Annotated in this window: 16 protein-coding genes and 1 tRNA gene; 6 read left to right on the forward strand and 11 right to left on the reverse strand. The window is 67.4% G+C overall.

Annotated elements, in window-relative coordinates:
- Positions 1-37: 37 nt before the first annotated feature.
- A complete protein-coding gene (locus tag ARC78_RS05470) occupies positions 38-871 on the forward strand; it encodes an energy transducer TonB (RefSeq protein WP_054660928.1) in 834 nt (277 codons plus the stop codon).
- 105 nt (positions 872-976) lie between these two features.
- On the opposite strand, the gene tsaB is transcribed toward ARC78_RS05470, so the two are convergent.
- From tsaB to mrcB, 4 genes are read right to left on the reverse strand one after another with little or no spacing between them, the layout of a single operon-like run.
- Positions 977-1,687, reverse strand: coding sequence for a tRNA (adenosine(37)-N6)-threonylcarbamoyltransferase complex dimerization subunit type 1 TsaB (gene tsaB / locus ARC78_RS05475; protein ID WP_057505884.1), 711 nt, complete (start codon positions 1,685-1,687; stop codon positions 977-979).
- Between the two features lie 10 nt (positions 1,688-1,697).
- Positions 1,698-3,743, reverse strand: a complete 2,046-nt coding sequence (gene yoaA / locus ARC78_RS05480) for a DNA repair helicase YoaA (protein WP_057505885.1) — start codon at positions 3,741-3,743, stop codon at positions 1,698-1,700.
- Positions 3,744-3,797: 54 nt separating this feature from the next.
- On the reverse strand, positions 3,798-4,319 hold the full coding sequence (locus tag ARC78_RS05485; protein ID WP_057505907.1) for a hypothetical protein: 522 nt from the start codon (positions 4,317-4,319) through the stop codon (positions 3,798-3,800).
- A 17-nt stretch (positions 4,320-4,336) separates the two neighbouring features.
- A complete protein-coding gene (mrcB, locus tag ARC78_RS05490) occupies positions 4,337-6,748 on the reverse strand; it encodes a penicillin-binding protein 1B (RefSeq protein ID WP_057505886.1) in 2,412 nt (803 codons plus the stop codon).
- 96 nt (positions 6,749-6,844) lie between these two features.
- On the opposite strand from mrcB, the gene ARC78_RS05495 reads away from it, so the two are divergent.
- A complete protein-coding gene (locus ARC78_RS05495; RefSeq protein WP_054659643.1) occupies positions 6,845-8,944 on the forward strand; it encodes a glycosyltransferase in 2,100 nt (699 codons plus the stop codon).
- Between the two features lie 27 nt (positions 8,945-8,971).
- On the opposite strand, the gene ARC78_RS05500 is transcribed toward ARC78_RS05495, so the two are convergent.
- Positions 8,972-10,375 carry a tetratricopeptide repeat protein gene (locus ARC78_RS05500; RefSeq protein ID WP_096144909.1) on the reverse strand — a complete coding sequence of 468 codons (1,404 nt, stop codon included), beginning with the start codon at positions 10,373-10,375 and terminating at the stop codon, positions 8,972-8,974.
- A gap of 181 nt (positions 10,376-10,556) precedes the next feature.
- Positions 10,557-12,722: a RelA/SpoT family protein gene (locus ARC78_RS05505; RefSeq protein ID WP_338062225.1), complete on the reverse strand. Its 2,166-nt coding sequence runs from the start codon at positions 12,720-12,722 to the stop codon at positions 10,557-10,559.
- A gap of 54 nt (positions 12,723-12,776) precedes the next feature.
- Between ARC78_RS05505 and ARC78_RS05510 the strand changes: the two genes are divergently transcribed.
- A complete protein-coding gene (locus tag ARC78_RS05510; protein WP_054659794.1) occupies positions 12,777-13,292 on the forward strand; it encodes a hypothetical protein in 516 nt (171 codons plus the stop codon).
- Between the two features lie 102 nt (positions 13,293-13,394).
- Positions 13,395-13,928 carry a DUF4124 domain-containing protein gene (locus ARC78_RS05515; protein WP_241772681.1) on the forward strand — a complete coding sequence of 178 codons (534 nt, stop codon included), beginning with the start codon at positions 13,395-13,397 and terminating at the stop codon, positions 13,926-13,928.
- Positions 13,929-13,947: 19 nt separating this feature from the next.
- Here the strand turns inward: ARC78_RS05515 and hrpA are convergent, their stop codons facing one another.
- A complete protein-coding gene (gene hrpA, locus ARC78_RS05520; protein WP_057505888.1) occupies positions 13,948-18,060 on the reverse strand; it encodes an ATP-dependent RNA helicase HrpA in 4,113 nt (1,370 codons plus the stop codon).
- Between the two features lie 88 nt (positions 18,061-18,148).
- Here hrpA and ARC78_RS05525 point away from each other — a divergent pair, with 88 nt between their 5' ends.
- Both ARC78_RS05525 and recQ read left to right on the forward strand, forming a co-directional pair.
- Positions 18,149-18,697 carry a Dps family protein gene (locus ARC78_RS05525; protein ID WP_054660271.1) on the forward strand — a complete coding sequence of 183 codons (549 nt, stop codon included), beginning with the start codon at positions 18,149-18,151 and terminating at the stop codon, positions 18,695-18,697.
- A gap of 303 nt (positions 18,698-19,000) precedes the next feature.
- Positions 19,001-20,803, forward strand: a complete 1,803-nt coding sequence (gene recQ, locus ARC78_RS05530) for a DNA helicase RecQ (RefSeq protein ID WP_057505889.1) — start codon at positions 19,001-19,003, stop codon at positions 20,801-20,803.
- A gap of 28 nt (positions 20,804-20,831) precedes the next feature.
- On the opposite strand, the gene ARC78_RS05535 is transcribed toward recQ, so the two are convergent.
- The 4 genes from ARC78_RS05535 to queC all read right to left on the reverse strand — a co-directional run bounded on the left by ARC78_RS05535 (position 20,832) and on the right by queC (position 25,113).
- The gene (locus ARC78_RS05535; protein ID WP_054657605.1) at positions 20,832-23,591 is read right to left on the reverse strand and encodes a serine/threonine-protein kinase; all 2,760 of its coding nucleotides are present in this window, start codon (positions 23,589-23,591) and stop codon (positions 20,832-20,834) included.
- 28 nt (positions 23,592-23,619) lie between these two features.
- Positions 23,620-24,171 (reverse strand): ECF-type sigma factor, encoded by a 552-nt coding sequence (locus tag ARC78_RS05540; RefSeq protein WP_054657602.1) that lies wholly within the window; start codon positions 24,169-24,171, stop codon positions 23,620-23,622.
- A 136-nt stretch (positions 24,172-24,307) separates the two neighbouring features.
- A tRNA-Lys gene (locus ARC78_RS05545) sits at positions 24,308-24,383 on the reverse strand.
- A 64-nt stretch (positions 24,384-24,447) separates the two neighbouring features.
- Complete coding sequence (gene queC, locus ARC78_RS05550; RefSeq protein ID WP_057505890.1) at positions 24,448-25,113, reverse strand: 7-cyano-7-deazaguanine synthase QueC; 666 nt, start codon at positions 25,111-25,113, stop codon at positions 24,448-24,450.
- Between the last annotated feature and the right edge of the window lie 38 nt (positions 25,114-25,151).

A 25,151-nucleotide genomic window follows, 5' to 3' on the forward strand; every position in this document is an offset into this window, starting at 1 on the left:
AGCCCACGCCGAGAAGCAGCAGGCCGAGCACCAGCGCCTGACCGCCACCCTGGTGCTGTCGGCGCTGGTGCACGGCCTGCTGCTTCTCGGCGTGGGCTTTGCCGTCAGCGACAACGCGCCGCTGGTGCCGACACTGGATGTCATCTTCAGCCAGACCAGCACGCCATTGACGCCCAAACAGGCCGACTTCCTGGCCCAGGCCAACCAGCAGGGCGGCGGCGATCACGACACCGCACAACGCCCGCGCGATGCGCAGGCCGGTATCGTACCGCAGGCCCAGAACGGCCTGGCGCCGGTACCGCTGCAGGCGCAAAGCGCGGCCACCCCACCGCCGCCGCAGGCCCGGGTGATCACCAGCGAGCAGGGAAAGGACCGCGTTGCCGAGGTGCAGCCGCAGCCACTGCCCGATCGCCCGGACAGCAATGCGCCGATGAGCGCACGCGAGCAGCGCGATGCGGAAATGGCCCGACTGGCGGCCGAGGTGCACCTGCGCTCGGAGCAGTACGCCAAACGCCCGAACCGCAAATTCGTCTCGGCCAGCACCCGCGAGTACGCCTATGCCAATTACCTGCGGGCGTGGGTGGATCGCGCCGAGCGGGTGGGCAACCTGAACTATCCCGATGAAGCCCGCCAGCGCCGGCTCGGTGGACAGGTGGTGATCACCGTCGGGGTGCGCCGCGATGGCAGCGTGGAAAGCAGCCGCATCCTGCGCAGCAGTGGCGTGCCGCTGCTCGATGCCGCCGCGCTGCGGGTGATCGAGCTGGCCAAACCCTTCCCGGCATTGCCGAAAACCGACGACAACATCGACATCCTGCAGGTCACCCGCACCTGGGTGTTCCTGCCCGGCGGCGAGCTGCACGACGATCGCTGAAACAACCGGCCCGGCCAGATCCACCGCTGGCAGGCCAGCGCCGGAGGATCAACAGACCCATTACGACACGTGCGCGGGCGCAGGACATCCACCTCGCAGCGTGACTCAGCTCTGCCTGGAGGCCCGCAGCGCCTGCTGCTCGATCAGGGTCAGCGCGACGTTGTCGCGCAGATAGGCCGGCTGCACCAGCTCCGGAGCGATGCCTTCGCCGCGGGCCATCATCGGTACCGCGATCTGCAGCACATCGGCCGCGCGCGGCAGCGCCTGCGCATCCACCAAAGCCAGCCGCGACTGCAGGCGGCTGGCCAGCACGCCCTCACCGGCGGCGAATCCGCTGCCGACACCGGCCCAGTCCGACGCCTCACCGGGCACATCCACCGCGTCCGGTGCCAGCAGCCGCTCGTGTTCCTGCAACACCAGGTCGCCGGCCGCATCACGCAGGTAGCTGGCGCTGTAGAGCTCGCCCATGCGCGCGTCGATGCAGGCCAGCACCCGCGGCGCGGTGTGCGGTGCGCGCAACGCCAGCGTCTGCAGGGTCGACACCGGCAGCAGCGGACGGTCCAGCGCCAGGGCGATGCCCTGGGCGATGGCGATCGCCAGCCGCACCCCGGTGAACGCGCCCGGGCCGCGGCTGAGCGCAATGCCGTCGAGCTGGCTGCGGACAAGACCGGCTTCGGCCAGCAGCTGTTCGGCCCACGGCAGGCTCAACTCGGCGTGCCGGCGCGGCGCCACTTCAAACCGCTCCAGTACCCGTCCATCCACATGCAGGGCGACGGAACAGGCTTCGGTGGCGGTTTCAAAGGCGAGCAGCTTCATGGCATCAACATCAGGAAAGGGAGAACGGGGGCGCAGCGGTCCCGTCGTCATCGACGGATGGCCCGGGCGGCGTGTCCGGCGCCCATTGTCGCGCAAAGAACGCCTGCACATCGGCCAGCTCGCGGGTGCGGCGGAACGGCGGCAGCGAATCGAGGAACACCCGGCCGTAGCCGCGTGACAGCAGCCGCGGGTCGCACAGCACCAGCACCCCACGATCGGTCTCGCTGCGGATCAGCCGCCCCACGCCCTGCTTGAGCGCGATCACCGCCTGGGGCAACTGCTCATCGCGGAACGGATTGCCGCCGCTGCGGCGGATCGCGTCCAGCCGCGCCTCGAACACCGGATCATCGGGCGCGGCAAAGGGCAGCTTGTCGATCACCACCACGCTCAGCGCATCGCCGGTCACATCCACGCCCTCGCGGAAACTGGCCGAGCCCAGCAGCACACCGTTGCCCGACTCACGGAAACGCTGCAGCAGGCTGGCGCGCGGCGCCTCGCCCTGCACGAACAGCGGCCACGGCCCGCCACGCAGCGCCTCGGCTGCCTCGCGCAGCGCGCGGTGCGAGGAAAACAGCAGGAACGCCCGCCCTTGCGAGGCCTCCAGCACTGGCCGCAGCGTTGCGATCAACGCCGCGCCATAGCCACGCGCCGCTGGATCCGGCAGCTGCTTTGGCAGATAGCACAGCGCCTGCTGTTGCCAGTCGAACGGGCTGGGCTGGACCAGCGAGTCCGGATCCTCCAGCCCCAGCCGGCTGGCCAGATGGGCGAACCCGCCATCCACGGTCAGCGTGGCCGAAGTGAACACCCACGCCGCCAGCGAGCGCTGGCGGTGCTCGCGCAGCGGTCCGGACACATCCATCGGCGTGCGCTGGCAGCGGAAGCCGCGCGGGGTCAGCTCGTACCAGAGCACGTCGTTGTCATCGGCCGGCGCCTGCGCATCCTCGGCAGGATCGGCTTCGAAATCGAACAGTGGCAGGTCCTCGCCCAGCCAGCGCGCCAGCCGTGAGACCCCCTCCTGCGCACGCGCGTGACAGGCATCCAGACCCGGCGAGGCCTCGCGCACCAGCGCCAGCGCATCGCGCAGCTGCGCCAGCGCCGCGGCCAGCGCATCGAAGCCCTCGGCGACCTCGGGCTGGGCCAGCGCCCGCCAGCGGGTACCGCGCGGTGGCAGGTCCTCCATGGCACTGCGCAGCTCACGCAAGGCCAGCTCCAGCGTCGCCGCCGGCTGCTGCAGGGTGGCCTGCGCACCGGCCACGCTGCGGCATTCGGCCAGGCAGTCGCGCGCCAGCTCCTGCCACGGTCGCATGCCGAATCCTTCGCCGAAGAAATTGGCCGCCAGTTCCGGCAGCTGGTGGGCCTCGTCGATCACGAACGCCTGCGCGCCGGGCAGGATTTCGCCGAAGCCCTCCTGCTTGAGCGCCAGATCGGCCAGGAGCAGGTGGTGGTTGACCACCACCAGGTCGGCCTCCTGCGCCCGCTGCCGCGCGCGCACGACGAAACAGTCGGTCCAGAACGGGCAGTCCGTCCCCAGGCAGTTGTCGACGGTGGAGGTGACCATCGGCAGCAGCGGCGAATCGTCGGCCAGCCCGTCCAGCTCGGCCATGTCGCCGTACTGGGTGCGCCCGGACCAGGCCAGTACCCGCTGGAACTGCGCCACCTGCTCGGGGCTGCTGAAACGCGGCTCGCCGCGCGCCTGGTCGAGCCGGTAGCGGCACAGATAGTTGGCCCGCCCCTTCAGCAGCGCCGCGCGATGGCCCACCCCCAGCGCCGCCCGCACCCGCGGCAGGTCGCGGTGATAGAGCTGGTCCTGCAGCGCGCGGGTACCGGTGGAGATGATCGTCTTCAGCCCGGACAGCAGCGCGGGCACCAGATAGGCGAAGGTCTTGCCGGTACCGGTGCCGGCCTCGGCCAGCAGCACATCGCGCTGCTCGAATGCGTCGGCGATGGCGCCGGTCAGGCGCAGCTGCGCCGGGCGCGGCACGAACGCGTCGATCTGGCGCGCCAGATCGCCGCCCTCATCAAGCGCTTGGCAACTGCGGTGGACCAGATCGGACATGGTGGGCACGCCAACCGTCAGCCGACCCCGGCGCGGCCGGAATCGGCAGCCGGATCAGTAGCGTTTGATCCCCGGCACCGTGCAGCCTTCAATCTGCGCATGCGCGGACACCGCGTTTTCCTTTTCGGCGCGGGCCAGACGGGCCTGTTCGATCGTGGCCCAGTGCCGACGGCACAGCGGGCCGGTACGCGAGCCCAGGTCCACCGCCTTCTTGGCCAGGGTCTCGGCGCGCACCCAGTCGCCCTGCAGCAGCGCCACTTCAGCGCGCTCCTGGAGGATGCCCGGATCGTTGTCCACATGCAGCAGCGCCTGGTTCAAGGTCTCGGCCGCAGCGGCCAGATCACCGGCCTTGCGCTGGGCGATGGCCGCCTCGCGCAGGTCATCGACCTGCGGATCACGCAGCGGCTGCACCGACAGCTCGGTGTCATCGACGCCGGCCGCGGCCTCCACCGCCGCCAACCGCTGCGCCGGCGTGGTGGTGTCGAGCGGCACCGGCGGCGCCGAGGGCGCGCTCACACAGGCGCTGAGCAGCAGGGAGGTCGCCGAAACAACCAGTACAGAGCGGATCAAAGACATGCCATTCATGGTCATCATTATCGCGCAGGCGTTTCTGAAGCGGGCGTGGAGGCCGGCTCCGGCTCTTTGCGGTCGAGCCCGAACCAGCTGCGCCAACCACCGCTTTGCGCCTGCTCTTCGGCCGGAGGCGCCGCTTCCGGCACGGTGCAGGGCACGTACTGCGGCGCGAATCCGGCCACGAACGGTAAGCGACGGGCCCCCGGGCAGCCCTCGTCGGTAGCGTTGCTGCCTTCGGCTTGCACGTACTGCCAATCCAGCCCCTTGTTGCTCACCCGCAACGCCGCGCTGGGCAGGTTGCGGAAGATGCCCGACCACACCCGCATCGCGCCCGAGGCGCCGTACAGGCCGGTCTGCTCGTTCTGGTCGTTGCCCATCCAGATCACCGCCAGATGGTCACCGGTGTAACCGGCATACCAGCTGTCACGGCCATCGTTGGAGGTGCCGGTCTTGCCCGCCGGATGCAGCCGCCCCAGTCCGTCGGCATTGAGCCCGGCAGCGGTACCGCTGGACACCACCTGCTGCAGCCCCACGCTGATCAGGTTGGCGGCGATGGAGTCGCCTTCCTGGGCGGGCGCCGGGCTCTTGTCGTAACGTTTGAGCAGTTTGCCCTGCGCATCGACCACACCGCGCACCGCATGCAGCGGCTGGATCTCGCCGCCGGAGGCCAGGAACTGGTACAGCTGGGCCATGCCATACGGGCTCTGGTCGGTCGCGCCAAGGATCACCGACGGATTGGAGTCGGCCTTGAGCCCGGCCAGCACGTGGATCAGCTGGGTCAACCGCTCCGGCCCGACCTGCATACCGATCCGCACCGTGGCCTGGTTGTAGGAGCGGGCCAGCGCATCGATCAACCGCACCGTGCCATGGCTGCGGTTGTCGGAATTGTTCGGCGTCCAGTTGCGGCCGCGGCTGAGCTTCACCGTCACCGGGGAGTCATCCACCCAGCTGGCCAGCGAAAAACGCTCCGGCTGCGCCAATGCCAGCAGGTAGACGAACGGTTTTAGCAGGGAGCCGACCGGACGATGCGCCTCGATGGCGCGGTTGAAACCCGGTTCGGACACGTCGCGGCTGCCGACCACCGCCAGCACGTCACCGTTGTGCACATCGGTGACCACCAGCCCGGCCTGCAATTCGGGACGGCGCTTGTTTTCCAGCGACTTGATCGTGTGGCCCACGGCACCTTCGGCATAGGCCTGCGCCGAGGGCGACATGCCGGTGAACACGTTCAACCCGGCGCCCTGCAGCACGCTTTCCGGGTAGTCGTTGCCCAGCTGGCGACGCACCAGGTCGATGTAGGCCGGGAACCGGTTGGCGGCGGCGATGCCCGGGGTCTTGGACACGCCCAGCGGTGCCTTCAGCGCACGCTGGTATTCGGCATCGTCGATCAGCTGGCTTTCGTGCAGCTTGCCCAGCACGAAGTTGCGGCGGTCCAGCGCGCGCTCGGGATTGCGGCGCGGATCGTAATAGGACGGCCCCTTCACCAGCCCGATCAGCAACGCCACCTGCTCGGTGGTCAGCGAACCGAGATCGCGGCCGAACCAGAACTCGCCACCGGAGGACACACCATGGATGGCCTGGCTGCCACGCTGGCCCAGGTAAACCTGGTTGAGGTAGGCCTCCAGGATCGTGGCCTTGTCATAGCGCGCCTCCATGATCAGCGCGTACAGCACCTCGTTGAACTTGCGGGTGAGCGTCTGCTCCTTGCCGATTCCGAGCAGGCCGCTGCGGGCCAGCTGCTGGGTCAGCGTACTGGCCCCCTGCCGGCTCTGTCCGCCAGAGCGCACCATCACCCAGACCGCGCGGATGATGCCGCTGATATCGATACCGTGATGGCGGTTGAAATCACGGTCTTCCACCGCCTGCAGGCCAGTGACCAGCAGCTCCGGCGCATCGGCCAGGCGCACCAGCCGGCGCTCTTCCTGCTTCTGACCGTACAACGTGGCGATCCGCGCCGGATCCAGCCGCGCCACCTTCAGCGCCTTGCGCGTATCGGCCTCGCGCAGCGACGCCACCTGCCCGCCGGATACCGCCACCGTCACCTGGCGTGGCGCCACGCGGCCATCCACATCCACATAGCCGCGGCTGGAAATGCGGAAACTGCCGCCCTCCACCCGGTAGGTGCCCGGGCTGGTGCCCGCGCCGTCATCCCGGTAGCCGGACGCGGCCAGCTCGGTCTTGAGCGTGTTGGCATTCATCGCCAGGCCAGGGCTGAGCACCAGCGGTCGCGCGTAGACGCGGGTGGGAATCTGCCAGCGCAGCTCGCCGAAGCGCTGCGTCACCTGGGTGTTCAGATACGCCGTATAGGGAATAAGGAAACCCAGGCCCAGCGCGACTGCCGCCATTCCCCAGGTGATCAGGCGCTGGCGCCACAGGGGACCATTGCCGCCGGTATCGTCGTCCAGCATGTCGGAATCGTAGCGTCGTGGCACAGGAATGCGAGAATGTAGGTTGAGGCGAGTCTAACGCAGCCATGTCCTGCGGCGCGGCGATACACCCTTCCCTGCTTAAGCTGGAGTTCCAACGGAATGTCGATGTCCCTGGCCGATGCGCGCTACCACATCAATCGCGTCATCGGCCTGATCCGCCGCGGTCTGGCCAGCCTGCGTACCCGTGGCTGGAAGGCCACACTGCACCGGGTCGGGGTGCATACCCGTCGTCAACCCGTGCCACGCCGGGAACCGCTGTTCGCCCCCGCCACAGTCCCATTTGCACCGTTCACCGTCCCTGCCAGCGACCAGCCCGTCGCCAGCATCGTCATTCCGGTCTACAACCACTGCCGGCACACCCTGGCCTGCCTGCGCGCGCTGGCCGCCCATCCGCCGGCAACCCCCTGCGAGATCCTGGTGATCGACGATGGCAGCAGCGATGAAACCGCTGACTGGATGCCGCAGATCGAAGGCCTGCGGTATCACGTGCGCGCTCAGAACGGAGGGTTCATCGCGGCCTGCAACGATGGCCTGCGGCTGAGCCGCGGGCAGTACGTGGTGCTGCTGAACAACGATACGGTGCCGCAACCCGGCTGGCTGGATGCACTGATGACCACGTTCCAGACCGTGCCCGAGGCCGGTCTGGTCGGCGCCCAGCTGCTGTATCCGGATGGACGGTTGCAGGAATCCGGCGGCGTGGTCTTCGATGACGGCAGCTGCTGGAGCTATGGCCGCTTCGAATCGGCCGAAGACCCCCGCTACATCAGCCTGCGCGATGCCGACTACTGCTCGGGTGCGGCGCTGGCATTGCCGCGCGCGCTGTTCGAGCAACTGGGTGGCCTGGATACCCGCTACGCGCCGGCCTATTACGAAGATACCGACCTGGCCTTCCAGGTCCGCGCGGCCGGCTACCGCGTCCTGGTGCAGCCGGCCAGCCGTGTCGTGCATGACGAAGGCACCAGCAACGGTACCGATACCGGCAGCGGCGTAAAGGCCTACCAGGTGCGCAACCAGAAGGTGTTCGCGGACAAGTGGCGCGACGCCCTGCGCGGGCAGCTGCCGGTCGGAAGCGTTCCTTCGCCGGCCCTGCTGCACCGCGGGCAGCGGCAGATCCTGATCCTGGACGAATCGGTACCGCAGCCCGACCGCGACTCGGCCTCGCTGCGCCAGTTCAACCTGATCCGTATGCTGCTGGCCGGCGGTGCACACGTGGTCTTTGTTCCAACCCGGGGCGAGCATGGCGGCAAGGCCACCGAGGCGTTGCAGGCCTTGGGTGTGGAAGTCTGGCATGCACCGTTTCTGAAAGGCGTAGGCAGCTGGCTGCAGCGCCATGGAGAGCGCTTCGCGGTGGTGATGCTGGTGCGCTACCACCTCGCCCACGAGTGCCTGCCACTGGTGAAGCGCTTCGCGCCACAGGCGCGCACGGTGTTCGACACGGTGGACTTGCATTACCTGCGCGAGCGGCGTGGCGCCGAACTGGCGCGGGATCTGCGCCTGGTGCGCAGTGCCGAACGCACCCGCGCCAGCGAACTGGCGGTGATGGCGGCCACCGACGTGACCTTGCTGGTCAGCGATGCGGAGAGAAAACAGCTCGCCACCGATGCGCCCCAGGTCAAGGTCGAACTGCTGTCCAACCTGCATGAGGTCGCTGGCCATGGCCTGGACTGGAGCCAGCGCCGCGATCTGGTCTTCGTCGGCGGCTTCCGCCATCCACCGAATCTGGATGCGATGCAGTGGTTTATCGGCGAGGTATTCCCGCTGATCCGCGAACACTTGCCCGAGGTGGATTTCCACTGCATCGGTGCCGATGTCCCGGCGCAGATCCATGCGCTGGCCGCCACCTGTCCGGGAGTGCACGTGCATGGCTATGTGCCGGATGTGGCGCCGTACATGAGCGGCGGCAGGATCTCGGTGGCGCCGCTGCGCTTCGGCGCCGGCGTGAAGGGCAAGATCAACCTGAGCATGGCCCATGGCCAGCCGGTGGTGGCCACGACCTGCGCGGTGGAGGGCATGTATCTGCGTGACGGCGAAGATGTACTGGTGGCCGATGGTGCGCGCGAGTTTGCCGCCGCAGTGGTGCGCCTGTATGGCGACCAGGCGCTATGGCAGCAGCTGTCCAACAACAGCCTGCGCAATATCGCGCAGCATTTTTCGCTGGATGCCGCGCGCGTCACGGTCGAGCGCGTCTTCCTGGCCTGAGCGGTCTCCGGACTCCACCGGCACCGTTCAACGCAGTGGCTGCACGCCGCGCAGGCGTTCGGCGAATGCGTTGATCTCCGGCGTTGCCGGATCGACCTCGCGGGCCTGCGCCAATGCCTGCACCGCGAAGGCCGCATCCCCGGCCCCGAGCCGCTCGCTGCCCACCGCGATCCAGCGCTGCGCCAACCGCCGGCGTGCCGCGGCCAGTCCCACGTCGCCCGGCGCCAGTGCCTGCCAGGCGTCCAGGCAGGTGCGGGCCGCGCGCAGCCGGTTGCCGCGCAGGTTGTCTTCCAGACACGCGCGCGCCGCCGGAAGAATGCGTGCCGCCGCCTGCCGCACCCGCGGATCGCGCGGGGCCAGCGCCTGGGCGGCCTTGAACCGGTCGTAGGCGCTGTTGCCCGGTGGCAGCAACCACTGTCCCTGCGCCTCGGCCTGCTCCAGTTGCGCCAGCAGGACGCGCAACTGACGCTCGCGCCGGGCGGCAGGCACGGAGGAGTCCATTGATCGCTGCGCGGCCCTGGCGCGCGCCAGGGTCTGTTCGGCCGCGGCGATCTCGACAATCCCCGGCGCCAATGCACGCGCGTGTACCAGCGCCTGCTCGGCATCGTCGAAATGGAAGTCGCCAGCCAGACGCACCGCTTCAGCCGCCTGCGCACGCGCGATGCGATGCAGCCCCTGCCGCGCGGCCTCATCGGCCGGCGAGGCCGCCAGCACCTGCCGCAAGCCTGCGGCCGCCGCCTGTAGACGCCCGCGCGCGAAATCGCGTTCGGCTTTGCGCCGGGCCTGCTCCAGGGCACCGCTGAGCACCGCACGCGCCGAGGGCAGGTCGTAGTGCCCCGGATCGAATTCCTCCACCCGGTACAACCGCTGCGCGGCATCCTCCACCTTGCCTTGGCGGGCCAGATACTTGGCCTGCAGCAGCAGATCCGAAAGCGCATCCTCGCGTCCTTCCAGCGCCTGCATCCGGTCAGGCTGGATTGCCAACACCTGTTGATACAGCGGCAAGGCACTGTCCGGGCCCTCATCCAGCCGCCCCTGCGCTTGCGCGGCCTGCGCCTGCTGCAACAACCGCTCCACGCCGCCGCCATCGTGCTTCACACGCTGCAACGCGGTGGCGATTGTTTCGATCTCCCTCTCCGGCAACTGCAGTTGCCGCGCCAGCGCCAGTGCCGATCGGGCTGCGTCATAGTCGCCTGCGGCGAGGTGATGCCGGGCCTGCTGCAATGCCGCCTGTCCGGTGCGCCCCAGCGCGTCCTGGACATCGCGACGGTCCGGATCCAAGGCGGCGGCGGCCTGGAAGCGTTCACGTGCGCCGCTGCCATCAGGCGCGCTCAGACGGCCTTCGGCCAGCGCGCGTTCACCTTCATCGAGCAACTGCTGGATTTTCGTTTCCGGCCACAGCCAGTCGGCCAACGGTTGCCGCACGAGCATCAGCAGCAGCGCCAGTACCGCCACGCCCACCGTGATCGAACGCCAAGCACGCGGGCTGCTCCAGCCACGGGCCACCCACCAGCGCACGTACAGCCGCAACCGGTCGCCAACGGTTCCCGACCACTCCCTGCAGCGTTGCCAACTGTTTCCCATCCGATCAGCTTACCGGCTTGAGCTTGCTTCAACCCAGTCGGCGCGCCTCGCTCACTCCCGGCAACGCATCGAGCTTGCCGAGCAGGGTGGACAACTGGCCGTAATCACTGACCTTCAGTCGCAGGCGCAGCTGTATCCGGCCACTGTCGCGCACGTTGTCGCTGTTGATGTTGAGCACGTAGGCATCTTCCTGCGCGATCAGGTTGGTGATGTCTTTGAGCAGCCAGCGGCGATCGGCCGCCCGTACCAGCACATCAACCTCATAACCGGAACCGGCGCGACCCCACTCCACCGGCAACACCCGCTCCGGATGCGCGCCACTCAAGCGTGCCAACGCCGCGCAATCCATACGATGCACAGTGACACCGCGGCTCTGGGTGAGATAGCCGGCAATCGGCTCGCCGGCCACCGGCTGGCAGCACCGCGCCAGCTGCACCAGCAGGTTGCCCACGCCCTGTACGGTGAAGTCGGATTTGCCAAGGCTGTCGCGGCGTGCGGTCGGGCGCGGCATGACCGGCACCGCCGGCTGCGATGCCGCCCGCTCGGCCTCCAGCAACGCCCGACTGACCTGGCTGGGGCCGGTGTCACCCAGCGCCACCTGGATGTAAAGATCCTCCACGCTGTCGGCATGGAACTTCTTCGCCGCCACCATCAGATCCGCCTGCTGCAGGCCAAGGCGTTTGAGTTCCTTGTCCAGCAGTTCGCGGCCGGCCTGCACGTTGCGGGCCCGATCGAGCTTGTGGAACCAGCCACGCACCTTCTCGCGCGAGCGGTTGCTGGCCAGATAGCCATTGGACGCCAGCAGCCAGTCGCGGCGCGGATCGGCCTCCTTGCCGGTCAGGATCTCCACCCGGTCGCCGCTGCGCAGCCGATAGGTCAACGGCACGATGCGGCCGTTGACCTTGGCGCCGCGGCAGCGGTGTCCGACCATGGTGTGCACGTGGTAGGCGAAATCAAGCGGCGTCGCTCCGGCCGGCAGATCCATCACCTCGCCCTTGGGGCTCAGCGCGTACACCCGGTCCTCGATCAGCTCCGCATCCAGCGCGCCGGCCAGATCCTCCGGATGGGCCGCATCCTGCGCCTGCTCCAGCAGCTGCCGCATCCAGGTGATCTTGCGGTCGAATGCCTTCTCCGCGCCCTTGCCGCCTTCCTTGTACTTCCAGTGCGCGGCCACGCCCAGCTCGGCCTGCGCATGCATCTCGTGGGTACGGATCTGCACCTCGATGGTGCGCCCTTCCGGGCCGATCACCGCGGTGTGCAGCGAGCGGTAGTCGTTGGCCTTGGGCCGGGCGATGTAGTCGTCGAACTCGCTGGGAATCGGCGTCCACAACGCGTGCACCACGCCCAGGGTGGCATAGCAGGCGCCCACATCGTCGACCATCACCCGTACCGCACGCAGGTCGTACAGCTGCTCGAAGGCCAGCTGCTTTTTCTGCATCTTCCGCCAGATGCTGTAGATGTGTTTCGGCCGCCCGCTGACTTCGGCGGCGATGCCCTGCTCGGCCAGTGCCGCCGACAGCTTCTTCTTGACCGTCTCGACGTAGCGCTCGCGCGCGATGCGGGTTTCATCCACCTCGCGCGCGATATGCCGATAGGTTTCCGGATCGAGGAAACGGAACGCCAGGTCCTCCAGCTCCCACTTCAGCTGCCAGATACCCAGGCGGTTGGCCAGTGGCGCGTGGATGTCTCGAGTCAGCTGCGCCAGCGCACGCCGTTGCGCATCGGGCAATTTGTCGGCCGCGCGCATGCACGCCAGCTGCCGCGACAGCAGGATCGGCACCACGCGCAGGTCGTGGATGATCGACAGCAGCAGCCGGCGCAGGCCCTCGCTGTTGCGTCCGGCATCGCGACCGGCGTGCAGCGCCCAGACCTGGTCGGCGGCATCCTGTCCTTCCAGCAGGCCGTTGACTGCCGCCGCCGAGGCTCCCAGCGGCAACGCCGCCAGTTGCGCGCGCAGGCCCGGCAGATCGAACAGCAGCGCAGCGATGATCACCGCCTCATCGGCCGAGAGCAGTGCCAGCGCATCCAGGGTGTCGCCCAGTACCGGCCATGGCAGGCGGGGCTCGGTGGGGATATCGGGCTGCTGCCAGAGTTCCAGCAGCGCCTGTCGCAGGGGCGCGGCCAGCGCACTGGTGGAGGGGCGCTGCAGCAGCGCATCCAGGCCAAGGGAGGAGGAACGGTTCACAGCAGTCAATTACGGGCAGTTCCCCCTACACTAGCGCCCAACCCTCTCCGGGAACAATCGTCCATGAAGCTGCCCCGCCTGTCCGTTCTGTTTGCCGTGACCGCGCTGTCGCTGGTCCCGCTGTTTTCCGCCCACGCCCAGCGCCTGGTCCAAGGTGACCTGCAGCAGCAGATGTCCGCCGCCGAGTTCAGGGCCGCTGGCCTGGACAAGCTCAGCGCGGACGAGCTCAACGCGTTGAACAACTGGTTGCAGGGCAAGGTTGAACAGGCCGCCGCCTCGGCCTTGGAAAGCGCCCGCGAAGAGGGCCGCCAGGAAGTGATCGTGAAAAACCGCGGCTTTCTGGCCTTCGGCTCGAACGAGCCGATCCAGGCGCAGCTCGAAGGCGAGTTCCGGGGCTTCGGCAAAGGCCGCCAATACACCCTGGACAACGGCCAGGTCTGGGAACAGACCGATGACACCAGTGCCGGCGGCATCCGCAAGCAGGCACCCACGGTGCGCATCACCCCCGGACTGATGAATGTCTGGTACCTGCAGGTCGATGGCCTGAACACCCGCGCCAAGGTCCGTCGCACCAGGTAGTCCACCTGCTGCCGCGATCACGGACGCGCCGAGTGGGCGTCCCGCTCCGCCCCCCCACTCTTCCCCTCGGCACCTGCCGCTCTCAAGACGCCGTTGACCACCATGCCCGTGATCGTGCTGACATTGTTGTTACTCCTGCTTCCGGCCAGCGCTGCGGCGCAGGTCTACAAGTGCAAAGGGAAATCCGGGGAAACGGCCTATTCGGAGTCTCCCTGCGATGCCAGGGCGCAACCGATGAAGCTGCGCGATGAGCCGCCCGCAGCGCCGTCGGGCCCGGCTCCGACAACGGAAGCCGCCGCAACGGGCGAAGTACAGCCCGCCACACCCGCCTCCACCACGTCGGCCACCGAGCAGGAAGCCGCACGCGCCGCTGAGCGCAGCTGCATCGCCAACGTCACCGCGTCGATCTATGGACCTTCCAACGACCGCGTGAGCGTGCTGCAGCAACAGCTGTCCACGTTGAACGACCAGTTGACCGCCACCACCGACCCGCAGCGTACACAGGCCTTGCGCACGCGCATGGGCACCCTGCGTCAGGCGATCACCCGCGAGCACGGCAACGCGCATACACAGATGAACGATGCCCGCCGCCGCTGCGCGGAACGGCACCGGCCGGCGCCGCCACCTGTGCGCTGACCCGCGCGCAGGCGGCGGCTCAGCGGCGCAGCGCACTCACGCGCTGGGCCAGCTTTTTGGCGGAGACGCCGGAACGGAAACCCAGCTCCTGGGCGAACAGCGATACCCGCAACTCTTCGATATCCCAGCGCAGCGCGGCCCATTCCGGCCGTTCCGCCAAACCCTGGGTGCGCGCATCTTCCAGCGCATCGACGAAGGGCTTCAGTTCCAGCATCCGCGCCTGGTCGCGCGGCGGATCGCGCTTGGCGCGCTCGGCGCGCAGGATCATCGCCTTGAGATAGCGCGGGAACTGGGCCAGCGCATCGGCCGGGGTCTGCCGCAGGAAGCCGGCGTGGATCAGCCCGGCCAGCTGCCGTTCCATATCGTCGAGATTTCCGCGCGCCCAGCCCATCAGCGGCGCTTCCAGTTGCGGCTTCAACTCACCGACCAGCCCGAGGATGGATTCGGCCAACTTGAGCCGCTCCATCGCCTCGCCGAACAGGCGTTTGGCCGCATCGGCGCGGCGCAGCTCGAAGGCTTCCGGCGAGCGGATATCGCCCAGCCCGTCCGCCAGCACCGCGTTCATCGCCGCATCGACCAGATCGCCGCGCAGTCGTTCCTGTGACTCGATAGCCGCGTACAACAAGCCCGTCTTGGGCGCTACCGGCAACTGCTTGCGGGCCTGTTTGACCTTGTCGGCCAGGGCGATTTCCAGCAGCCGGCGTACCCCATGCGGGTGGGCAAGACGGGCCTCGTTGCGGTCGGCGAAGATGCGCAGCGCCGCGCATTCACCGGTGTCGACCAGTGCCGGATACGCCGGCACTCCGGCTTCACCGGGCACCTGCTCGGGAATGGGGGTGGCCGGGAACTCGCGCAGGCCTTCGGCCGCCAGGGCCTTGCCGGCACGGGCGGCGAACGCGGTGCCGGCACGTTCGCCCAGACGTGCACGCAGCGCCTCCAGATCACGCGACATGCCCAGCAGCTTGCCGCGCTCGTCACACACGCGCAGATTCATACGCAGATGCGGCTCCAGTGCGTCGAGATCGAAATCGGTGGCCGCCACCTTGGCGCCGGTGGCCTTGGACAGGAACCGCGCCAGCTCGCCGCGGATATCGTCGGGCGACGGCTGCGGCCACGCCTCGAAGAAGGCACGACCGAAATCCGGTGCCGGCACATAATTGCGGCGCATCGCCTTGGGCAGGCTGCGGATCAACGCCGCGGCCTTTTCGGCGACGAAGCCCGGGGCCAGCCAGGACAGCCGTGCCGGGTCCAGCGCATTGAGCAGGTGCAGCGGTACATCCAGGGTGACGCCATCATCCTCGCTGCCGGGCTCGAACCGGTAGTGCATCGCCAGGCGTGCATCGCCCAGTGGGAAATATTTCGGATAGCGGTCCTGCTCGCTACCCTCGCCCGGCAGCAGATCGGTCAGCGACCACTGCAGGCTTCGGCGCTTGTCCGGTGCCAGCGCTTTCCACCAGCTGTCGAGCAGTGCGACCGAATAGATCTCCGAAGGAATGCGGTCCAGATACCAGCGTGCCTGCCAGTCCTCATCGGCGACGATGCCGGCGCGGCGCAACTTGGCTTCTTCTTCGCGCGCCTGCTCCAGCACCTTCAGGTTGTCGGCCACGAAGCCGGCCCGGGTGTTGATCTCGCCGGTCACCAGCGCCTGCCGCACGAAGATGTCGTGCGCTTCACCGGGATGGATGCGGCCGTAGTGCACCGGCTTCTTCGGCGCCAGTACCAGCCCGAACAGACTGATCTGTTCGGAGGCCAGAACCTGCCCCTGCGCGCGCGACCAGTGCGGGTCGAAATGCTTGCGGGCGAGCAGGTGCGGCAACTCGGCGATCACCCAGTCCGGCTCGATCGCAGCGTTGGTCATGCCCCAGATGCGTTGGGTATCGAGCAGCGTGGCACTGAGCACCCACGGCGGCGGCCGCTTGGCCAGCGCCGAGCCGGGGAAAAGATGGAAGCGGCGCTGACGCGGCGCCTGGAAATCGCCCTTCTCGGTGCGATGGCCCACCTGCGTCGGCAGGCCGGCGAGGATGGCCCGATGCAGCGTCTGATAGGCGGCGATACGGGCTTTGTCCGGAACCGTGGTCATCGCGGTCTGCGGCTGGGCAGCGGGGCCGGCCGGGTTGTTTTTCACTGCGGCACGCGGCGGCTCCGTCTTGCCTTCGCGTGCGAGGCGTGCGGCCTTGTGCTGCTCGCCACGGGTGGCCTTGCGCTTGGCTTCGGCATCGCCTCCGGCCGGCAGCGCCGGCGGTGCCGACAACAGTGCCTTGCCAAATTCCTCGCCCTGACTGCTGTCCCAGCCCAGTTCATCACACAGCAGGCGCAACTGCCGATGCAGCTCGCGCCATTCGCGCATGCGCAGGAAGCCCAGGAAGTGGCGCCCGCACCAGTCACGCAGCTTGGACTGGGTGAGCTCTTCGTGCGCGTCGCGATAGGCATTCCACAAGCGCAGGATGCCGAGGAACTCCGAGCGCGTATCGGCAAACAGCGCATGCGCGTTGTCGGCCGCTTCGCGCGCCTCGGGTGGCCGCTCGCGCGGGTCCTGGATGCCCAGGAACGAGGCGATCACCAGCATCTCCCGCAGGCACCCGCTCTTCTGCGCGGCCACCAGCATCCGCGCCAGTTTCACGTCGACCGGCAGGCGGGCCATCTGCCGGCCGATCGCGGTGAGCTTGCGCTCGCCATCGACCGCGCCCAGTTCGGCCAGCTGCTGCCAGCCATCGGCCACCGCGCGCTCGTCCGGTGCCTCCAGGAACGGGAACTCCTCGATCTGCCCCAGCCCCAGCTGCAGCATCCGCAGAATCACCCCGGCCAGCGACGAGCGGCGGATTTCCGGATCGGTGAACTCCGGGCGCGCCTGGAAGTCGGCCTCGGCATACAGCCGGTAGCAGACACCTTCAGAAACACGCCCGCAGCGGCCCTTGCGCTGGTTGGCACTGGCCTGCGAAACCGGCTCGATATGCAGCCGGTCCAGCTTCTGCCGCGGGCTGTAGCGTTTGATGCGGGCGTAGCCCGGATCGACCACATAGCGGATGCGCGGCACCGTCAGCGAGGTTTCGGCGACATTGGTGGTCAGCACCAGCCGCCGTTTCGGACCGGGATTGAACACCCGGTCCTGGTCCTTGGCCGAGAGCCGCGCATACAGCGGCAGCACCTCGGTTTCGCGGTACTTGCGCCGTTCCAGCGCCTGGTGCGCATCGCGGATCTCGCGCTCGCCGGGCAGGAACACCAGCACGTCGCCGCGCGGATCGGCGCGGGTGATCTCGTCGATGGCCGCGACAATGGCCTGGTTGACGCTGCGCTCGCCGTCACTGTCGCCGTCAGCGGCGTCATCTTCGCGCGCGCCGCCCTCCAGCGGCCGGTAACGCACCTCCACCGGATAGGTACGCCCTTCCACGCTGACCACCGGCGCATCGTCGAAATGCCGCGAGAAGCGCTCGGTGTCGATCGTGGCCGAGGTGACAATCAGTTTCAGGTCCGGGCGTTTGCGCAGCAACTGCTTCAGATAGCCCAGCAGGAAATCGATATTGAGGCTGCGCTCGTGCGCCTCGTCGATGATCAGCGTGTCATAGCGCGACAGCCAGCGATCCGAGGCGATCTCGGCCAGCAAAATACCGTCGGTCATGAACTTGATGCGGCTGTCTTCGCCCACCTTGTCGGTGAAGCGCACCTGGTAGCCAACCACCGAGCCCAGCTCGGTACCCAGTTCCTCGGCCACGCGCGCGGCAACCGCCCGCGCGGCGATGCGGCGCGGCTGGGTGCAGCCGATCATGCCGGCCTCACCGCGGCCCGCCGCCAGGCACAGCTTGGGCAGCTGGGTGGTCTTGCCCGAGCCGGTTTCGCCAGCGATGACCACCACCTGATGCGCGCGGATCAGCGCGGATATCTGCTCGGCTTCACGCGCTATGGGCAGCGCGTCGTCCATGGTGATGGCGATGTGCGTGGCAGCGCGCTGTTGGCGCTGCGCCGATGAGCGCTCAAGCAGCTGCGTGAACGCCTGTTCGGCGCCGGCATCGCCCGGCTTGCCCTGCCACCGCGACCACAACCCCAGCAAGCGCCCGCGGTCGCGGCTCATCGCCCCGTCAATCGCCTTGCGGGCATCGCGCAGGCGCACGGCAATGTCTTTCTGGATAGCGCTCATCGATCGTTCAATGTGAAAACGTGAATTACAGGTATGGTTCCAAGGGCGCTATTGTGAAGCCATTCAACCCGCCAAGGAGAAATGCGTCATGGCCAAAGCCAAGAACAGCAGCAAGCCAGAAGCCGGCAAGAAGAAGCTGGCCGCCGCCGCACCGTCGGCCCCGCATATCGATATCGGGATCAACGACAGCGATCGCAAGAAGGTGGCCGACGGCCTTTCCCGCTTCCTTGCCGATGCCTACACGCTGTACCTGAAGACCCACAACTTCCACTGGAACGTCACCGGGTCGATGTTCAACTCGCTGCACACCATGTTTGAAACCCAGTACACCGAACAGTGGACGGCGCTGGACGAGATCGCCGAGCGCATCCGCGCGCTGGGCTTCAATGCGCCCGGTTCGTACCGCGAATTCGTGGCACTGACCTCGATTCCCGAAGAGCCGGGCCTGACGGACAGCGCCGACTGGCGCGAGATGGTGCAGCAGCTGGTGGCCGGCAACGAGGCGGTATGCCGCACCGCGCGCAAGGTGCTGGAACAGGCAGGAAAAACCGACGATGCGCCCAGTGAGGACCTGCTGACCCAGCGCCTGCAGACCCATGAAAAATACGCCTGGATGCTGCGCTCGCTGCTGCAGTAAGGGCTTCGGGCTGCGCCGCCCTGCGGTATCCAAGGTTCCATTCATGGAGCCTTGGCCCGCGATTGATCAAGCCCCCGGCTTCCCGCGTTCGCCCCCCGCCGTGACACAGGCGGGCTGCGCTGCACAACGCCCGACATCCCGCCGGACTCCGGGCGGCCACACACAACGGGGCTCCCACGGTGCCGTACCGGATGCCACGCGTGGCGCCGCACCCAACGCGCCCTGCCCTGTAGAGACGCGCGAACCTGAGCTTTGCGTTGACACGGCGCCCGGCCGGCATCCGGCAGCAGGTAAACTACGCCGATGCCCCAGAGTCCCGCGCAAGAACTGCTTTCCAGCGTTTTCGGTTACGACAGTTTCCGCGGCGACCAGCAGGCCATCGTCGAACACGTCGCCAGCGGCCATGACGCGCTGGTGCTGATGCCCACCGGCGGCGGTAAGTCGCTGTGCTACCAGATCCCGGCACTGCTGCGCGAGGGTTGTGGCATCGTCATCTCGCCGTTGATCGCGCTGATGCAGGACCAGGTGGAAGCACTGCGCCAGGCAGGCGTGCACGCGGAATTCCTGAACTCCACGCTGGATGCCGAAACCGCCGCGCGGGTGGAACGCGAGCTGCTGGAAGGCCAGTTGCAGTTGCTGTATGTGGCACCGGAGCGGCTGCTGACCGGGCGTTTCCTGTCACTGCTGAGTCGGGCCCGGATTGCCCTGTTCGCCATTGACGAGGCCCATTGCGTCTCGCAGTGGGGACACGACTTCCGGCCTGAATACCGGCAGCTGACCGTGCTGCATGAGCGCTGGCCGCAGATACCGCGCATCGCGCTGACCGCCACCGCCGACCCGCCGACCCAGCGTGAGATCGCCGAGCGGCTGGATCTGACCACGGCCAGGCACTTCGTCAGCTCGTTCGACCGGCCCAATATCCGTTACACCGTGGTGCAGAAGGACAATGCCAAGCGCCAGCTGCTGGATTTCCTGCGCGCACATCGCGACGAGGCCGGCATTGTCTATTGCATGTCGCGCCGCAAGGTCGAGGAAACCGCGCAGTTCCTGTGCAACGAGGGCCTGCAGGCGCTGCCCTATCATGCCGGCATGCCCGCCGACATCCGCGCCGACAACCAGCGCCGTTTCCTGCGCGAAGACGGCATCGTGATGTGCGCCACCATCGCCTTCGGCATGGGCATCGACAAACCGGACGTGCGCTTCGTCGCGCATACCGACCTGCCCAAGTCGATGGAGGGGTATTACCAGGAAACCGGACGCGCCGGCCGTGATGGCGAGCCCGCCGAAGCATGGCTGTGCTACGGCCTGGGCGATGTAGTGCTGCTCAAGCAGATGATCGAGCAGTCCGAGGCCGGCGAGGAGCGCAAGGCGCTGGAGCGCTCCAAGCTCGACCATCTGCTGGGCTATTGCGAATCCATGCAATGCCGGCGCCAGGTGCTGCTGGCCGGTTTTGGCGAAACCTATCCCCGGCCTTGCGGCAACTGCGACAACTGTCTGAGCCCCCAGGCGGCGTGGGATGCGACTGTACCGGCGCAGAAGGCGCTCAGTTGCGTGTACCGCAGCGGCCAGCGCTTTGGGGTAGGCCACCTGATCGACATCCTGCGCGGCAGTGACAACGAACGTATCCGCCAGCTCGGTCACGACCAGCTGAGCACTTTCGGCATCGGCAGCGACCTCGATACCCGCAGCTGGCGCGGTGTATTCCGGCAGCTGGTGGCCGCAAGCCTGCTGGAGGTCGATCCGGAATCACACGGTGGCCTGCGCCTGACCGACGCCAGCCGCGATGTGCTCAAGGGCCGCCGGCAGATGATGATGCGGCGCGAGCGTCCGGCCAGCCGCGACCGCGACCGCGGCGCCGCCCGCAGCGGCGTACCGGTCCAGTCACAGGATCTGGCGCTGTTCCAGGCCCTGCGTGGACTGCGCGCGGAACTGGCCAAGGAGCAGAACGTGCCGGCGTTTGTGATCTTCCATGACAGCACTCTGCGCAACATCGCCGAGCAGCGGCCCACCAGCGTCGCCGAACTGGCACGGGTCGGCGGCATCGGCGGCAGCAAGCTGGCCCGTTATGGCGAGCGACTGGTTGAAATCGTGCGCGAGCAGGGCTGAAGCGGCAGCGCAGTTCCTGCGCCGCAGCTCACTCCTCGCGTGGCGCCTGGCCGCGCTGTGCAAGCAGCATCAGCCCTTCCCCCTTGCGCCGGTACGGTGCCGTATCCAGCAACAGCCGTCTGAACACCGGCAACGCCTGCTGCAACTCCTGCAGCGCCAGATGCCGATGCCCCAACCGCAGCAGGACCTCCGCCAATGCCATCCGGCACTGCGCGGTCTCCGGTTTGTCATCGCCATACAGCGACCGGGCGTACTCCAGCGCGGTACGCCGCAATGCTAGCGCCGCTGCACCTTCGCCACGGTGCTCGGCCAGATCGGCGCGTACCTTCAACAGCGGCAGCTCGAAGCCGGAAGGCATCCGTGCCGGCAACTCGTCCAGCAAGGCCTGCGCGGTCGCAAGCTCGTTCTGGAGAATGTGCCAGCGGATCAGATCCAACCGGGCCTGCACCCGCCCGGGCGCGTCCACCGGCAGCGTCGCCGCCAGACCGGCATCGGCATGCAGCAGCAGCTTGCCCGCCTCTTCGCTACGCCCGCTGCGCATCAGAAACTGCCCCAGGCCACTCTGCGCACGCAGGGTGGTGGGCGACTGGCTCCCCAGCTTCTGGCTGCGCAGTGTCCATGCCTGCCGGTAGAGCCGCTCGGCCTGCACCACATCGCCACGCAGATCGTGCAGGAGGGCGTAGTTGAACAGGCCCATCGAATACTCGACCGAATCGGCGCCATCCAGCACCGCACTCAGGCGCTGCCGCAGCTTGTACTGCACCTCGGCGGCGGCGTAGTTGCCCGCGTCCCGGTACAGATCGGCCAGCGCGTCATGCTGCATCAGTACGAAGCTGCTTTGGTCTCCATACAGCTCTGTGGCGCGATGCATTCCCGATTGCAGCAATGGAAGCGCCTGATCGAATCTGCCCTGCTCCCGGAGGATCTGCGCCAGTCGCATTTCCGTGGCCAATGTCAGGCTGGTACGGCGGCCATGCCGCCCGGCCAGGACCTGGCGGAACGCCACTTCAGCCGCCGCCTGGCGGCCATGACGCAGGTACATGATGCCCTTGTTGTAGGTCAATTCAGGCAGCAGCACCTCGGCATGCGCGTTCGGAAGTGTTTCATACAGCTGCCGGGCCTGGTCGAACAGCGCCTCGGCCTTGTCGAACTGTTGCTGATTGGTATGCGCCAAGGCCTTGGCGGCGTACAGCTGTGCCACGACTTCAGGCGCATTGTGTCGGGCAAGCAACGCCAAGCCACGATCGGCCAGCGCCAGCCCTTCGATCCCGTTGCCCTGGCGTGTCTTGTGGATGGAAAGACTCGCCAGCGCTGATGCCGCATCCACCGGACGATCCACATCCTCGCGCAAAAAGCCCTCATACGCCTGCCGCAACAGGCGCTCGGCCTGGGAGGAGACGCCGGAGTTCTGATAGGCAATACCGAGCACGGCGCGCATCCGCGCCTGCTGGGCAGGCACGCCGTCCAGATCGCGTGACACCTGCAACGCCGCGCGATCAAGCAGCTGCCTGGAGGTCAGCTCCTCCTCGCCGCGCTCGGTGCGCAGGAATGGATCCGCGGTTTCGAACACGCCTACCATGAAATCCGTCAACTGCTTTGCAATGGCCGCATCCTCTTGCGCCTGCTGGCGGGTGCGGACCAGGCCGGTGACGAACGCCCCCATCACCACCAGCGCCGCCGAGCCCAGAGCGATTGCCCGCCAGTTGCGCCGCGCTCCACGCTTCAACTCGTACAGGCGGCCGCCTTGCCGCGCCGCCACCGGACGCCACTCCAGATACCGGCGGATATCGGCGCTAAGCGCCTCCACCGAACGGTACCGTTGCGCGACCATGCCTGCACAGGCGCGCCTGACGATCGCGTCCAGGTCCCCCCTCAGCTGCCGCCGCCAGCGCAACGTTTCGGGCGCATGATCGCTGGGCAGAATCATCGGCACATCGATGTCCTGCGGCTCACGCACACAGGTACGTGCCGCGACCAGCTCCAGCAGCATCACCCCGAGACTGTAGACATCGCTGGCCGCTCCCACATGCGCGCCGCGCATCAACTCGGGGCTGGCATAGCTCGGCGTGCAGTAGCCGGAGTCCTCTTTCGCGCGCGCATCATTGAGCACCCGGGCCAGACCGAAATCCAGCAGAACCGGCTGTCCTCCGGGTGCCACAAGGACATTGCTGGGCTTGAGATCACAGTGCAGAACCAACCGCTCATGCGCCGACTGCACCACGGAACAGATATCCAGGAACAGCCGCAAGCGCTGGGGAAGATCCAGCTTGTGCATCTCGCAGTAGCGATCCAGCGGCAGACCGTCGATGTACTCCATGACCAGATAGGGATGGCCATCGGGCGTCGTACCACCGTCGTAAAGCCGCGCCACCTGGGGCAACTGCAGATCGGCGAGCACCTGTCGCTCTGCCGCCAGCCGTTCCACCTCGATGGTCCCCGGCAAGCCATGAAGCAGCTTGATCGCAACGGTACGCTGGTAGACCCCGTCCGCCCGCTCTGCCTTGAACACGGTGCCCATGCCACCTTTGGCAATCCGCTCGGTCAGCCGCCACGGCCCCAGACGCTCGCCCACACCGAACTCCGGCGCGAGGGCTTGTGCAAGTGCCGTATCCAGCCTGCTGGCAACCCGGCTCAAACCCACGGTCTGCGCCCGCAGTAACTGGAACACCTCTTCGACAATGCCGGCATCGTCACAGCGTTGCATCAGCGTCGCCCGCCACTGGTCCCGCGGAAGATCGCAGACCGCCTCGAACAGGTCGCGCACCTCCCGCCAACGCTGAGCATTCATCGGCAGCCCCCCCCCTTTGCCAGACGCCTCACAGCAACTGGCGATTCAACCATGCCCGGGCAAACCGCAGATCACGATCCACCGTCGGTGCGGAAATGCCCAACACCATGGCGATCTCATCCCGGCTCATGCCACCGAAATAGGTCAGCTCGATGGTGCTCGCCGCACGCGGCTCCAGCTCGGAAAGCTGGTTCAACGCCTGATGCAGCGCCAGCACCTCGTAGCCGATGCCATTGTCATCCGCGGCTCCTTCGGCATGGGACAGGGTGAGTTGCTCGGCATTGCCGCCACGCTTTTCCGCCGACCGCGCGCGCAGGTGATCCACCAGTACCGAGCGCATTTTCAGCGCCGCCACCGCGATGAAATGGGTACGATCATGGTAGTCGGCCTGCGTCCCCAGCAAGCGCAGCAGGGACTCGTTGACCAGCGCCGCCGGCTGCAACGTTCCTGCAGTATGGTTGGCCAGCCGATTGCGGGCGACAAGCATCAAATCGGCATACAGCGCATCGAACAGGTGCTCACGCGCCTGCAGGTCTCCCTGCTGCCACCGGTGCAGCAATTGCGTGATCTGGTTGCTCAACGAACGTCCCGGTACACAGATGTGATGCCCTGATGGTAGAGCGCACATCTGATACTGCCAACCGCCTGTGCCTGGCCGGCCGGCTCGCAGAGGCCACAAAAAAGGCCCCGGATCGCTCCGGGGCCTTTTTGAAAACTGGTGGGCCGTGATGGATTCGAACCATCGACCAAAAGATTAAAAGTCTTCTGCTCTACCAACTGAGCTAACGGCCCAAACAAACAGCATGCGCCGTTTGCCGGGTGCGCATTCTACCGCAGAAATACCGAAAACAGGAAGTCAGACGTAATGCGTCGGGTCCGCCAGGCCCGCTGCAGCGAAGCCGTCGGCGCGAAGCCGGCAGGCATCGCAATGGCCACACGCCCTGCCCTCCGTATCGGCCTGGTAGCACGACACGGTGAGGCCGAAGTCGACGCCAAGGCGCTGTCCTTCGCTGGCGATCTGCGCCTTGCTCAGGTGCTGCAACGGTGCATGGACGCGGATACCCGCGCCCTCCACACCCGCCTTGGTCGCCAGATTGGCAAGCGCTTGGAAGGCGGCAATGAATTCGGGTCGGCAATCCGGATAACCGGAGTAGTCCACCGCATTCACGCCGCAGAAAATATCATTGGCGCCCAGCACCTCGGCCCAGCCGAGCGCCAGCGACAGCATGATGGTGTTGCGGGCCGGCACGTAGGTGACGGGGATACCGGCGCCGCCGGCTTCGGGCACAGCGATATCATCGGTCAACGCCGAGCCGCCGATGCTGCGCAGATCCACGTCGACCACCTTGTGCCCAGCCACGCCCAGGGCCGCCGCGACACGTGCCGCGGCATCCAGCTCGGAGGTGTGGCGCTGGCCATAACGCACGCTCAGCGCGTAGACCTGATAGCCCTGCTCCTGGGCAATGGCGATGACGGCGGCAGAATCCATGCCGCCCGAGAGAAGCACAACAGCCTTCTTCATGGGGATCGTCCGGTTGGGGAGGGAATGCCAGCACGCTG

Source organism: Stenotrophomonas pictorum JCM 9942, assembly GCF_001431585.1.
Lineage (GTDB): Bacteria > Pseudomonadota > Gammaproteobacteria > Xanthomonadales > Xanthomonadaceae > Stenotrophomonas > Stenotrophomonas pictorum.

What these genes read in the sequence shown, in the direction of transcription:
- tsaB (WP_057505884.1), bottom strand. Translation starts at nt 1,687, where the DNA reads ATGAAGCTGCTCGCCTTTGAAACCGCCACCGAAGCCTGTTCCGTCGCC.
- yoaA (WP_057505885.1), bottom strand. Translation starts at nt 3,743, where the DNA reads ATGTCCGATCTGGTCCACCGCAGTTGCCAAGCGCTTGATGAGGGCGGC.
- ARC78_RS05485 (WP_057505907.1), bottom strand. Translation starts at nt 4,319, where the DNA reads ATGTCTTTGATCCGCTCTGTACTGGTTGTTTCGGCGACCTCCCTGCTG.
- ARC78_RS05495 (WP_054659643.1), top strand. Translation starts at nt 6,845, where the DNA reads ATGTCGATGTCCCTGGCCGATGCGCGCTACCACATCAATCGCGTCATC.
- ARC78_RS05500 (WP_096144909.1), bottom strand. Translation starts at nt 10,375, where the DNA reads ATGCTCGTGCGGCAACCGTTGGCCGACTGGCTGTGGCCGGAAACGAAA.
- ARC78_RS05510 (WP_054659794.1), top strand. Translation starts at nt 12,777, where the DNA reads ATGAAGCTGCCCCGCCTGTCCGTTCTGTTTGCCGTGACCGCGCTGTCG.
- ARC78_RS05515 (WP_241772681.1), top strand. Translation starts at nt 13,395, where the DNA reads ATGCCCGTGATCGTGCTGACATTGTTGTTACTCCTGCTTCCGGCCAGC.
- hrpA (WP_057505888.1), bottom strand. Translation starts at nt 18,060, where the DNA reads ATGAGCGCTATCCAGAAAGACATTGCCGTGCGCCTGCGCGATGCCCGC.
- ARC78_RS05525 (WP_054660271.1), top strand. Translation starts at nt 18,149, where the DNA reads ATGGCCAAAGCCAAGAACAGCAGCAAGCCAGAAGCCGGCAAGAAGAAG.
- recQ (WP_057505889.1), top strand. Translation starts at nt 19,001, where the DNA reads ATGCCCCAGAGTCCCGCGCAAGAACTGCTTTCCAGCGTTTTCGGTTAC.
- ARC78_RS05535 (WP_054657605.1), bottom strand. Translation starts at nt 23,591, where the DNA reads ATGAATGCTCAGCGTTGGCGGGAGGTGCGCGACCTGTTCGAGGCGGTC.
- queC (WP_057505890.1), bottom strand. Translation starts at nt 25,113, where the DNA reads ATGAAGAAGGCTGTTGTGCTTCTCTCGGGCGGCATGGATTCTGCCGCC.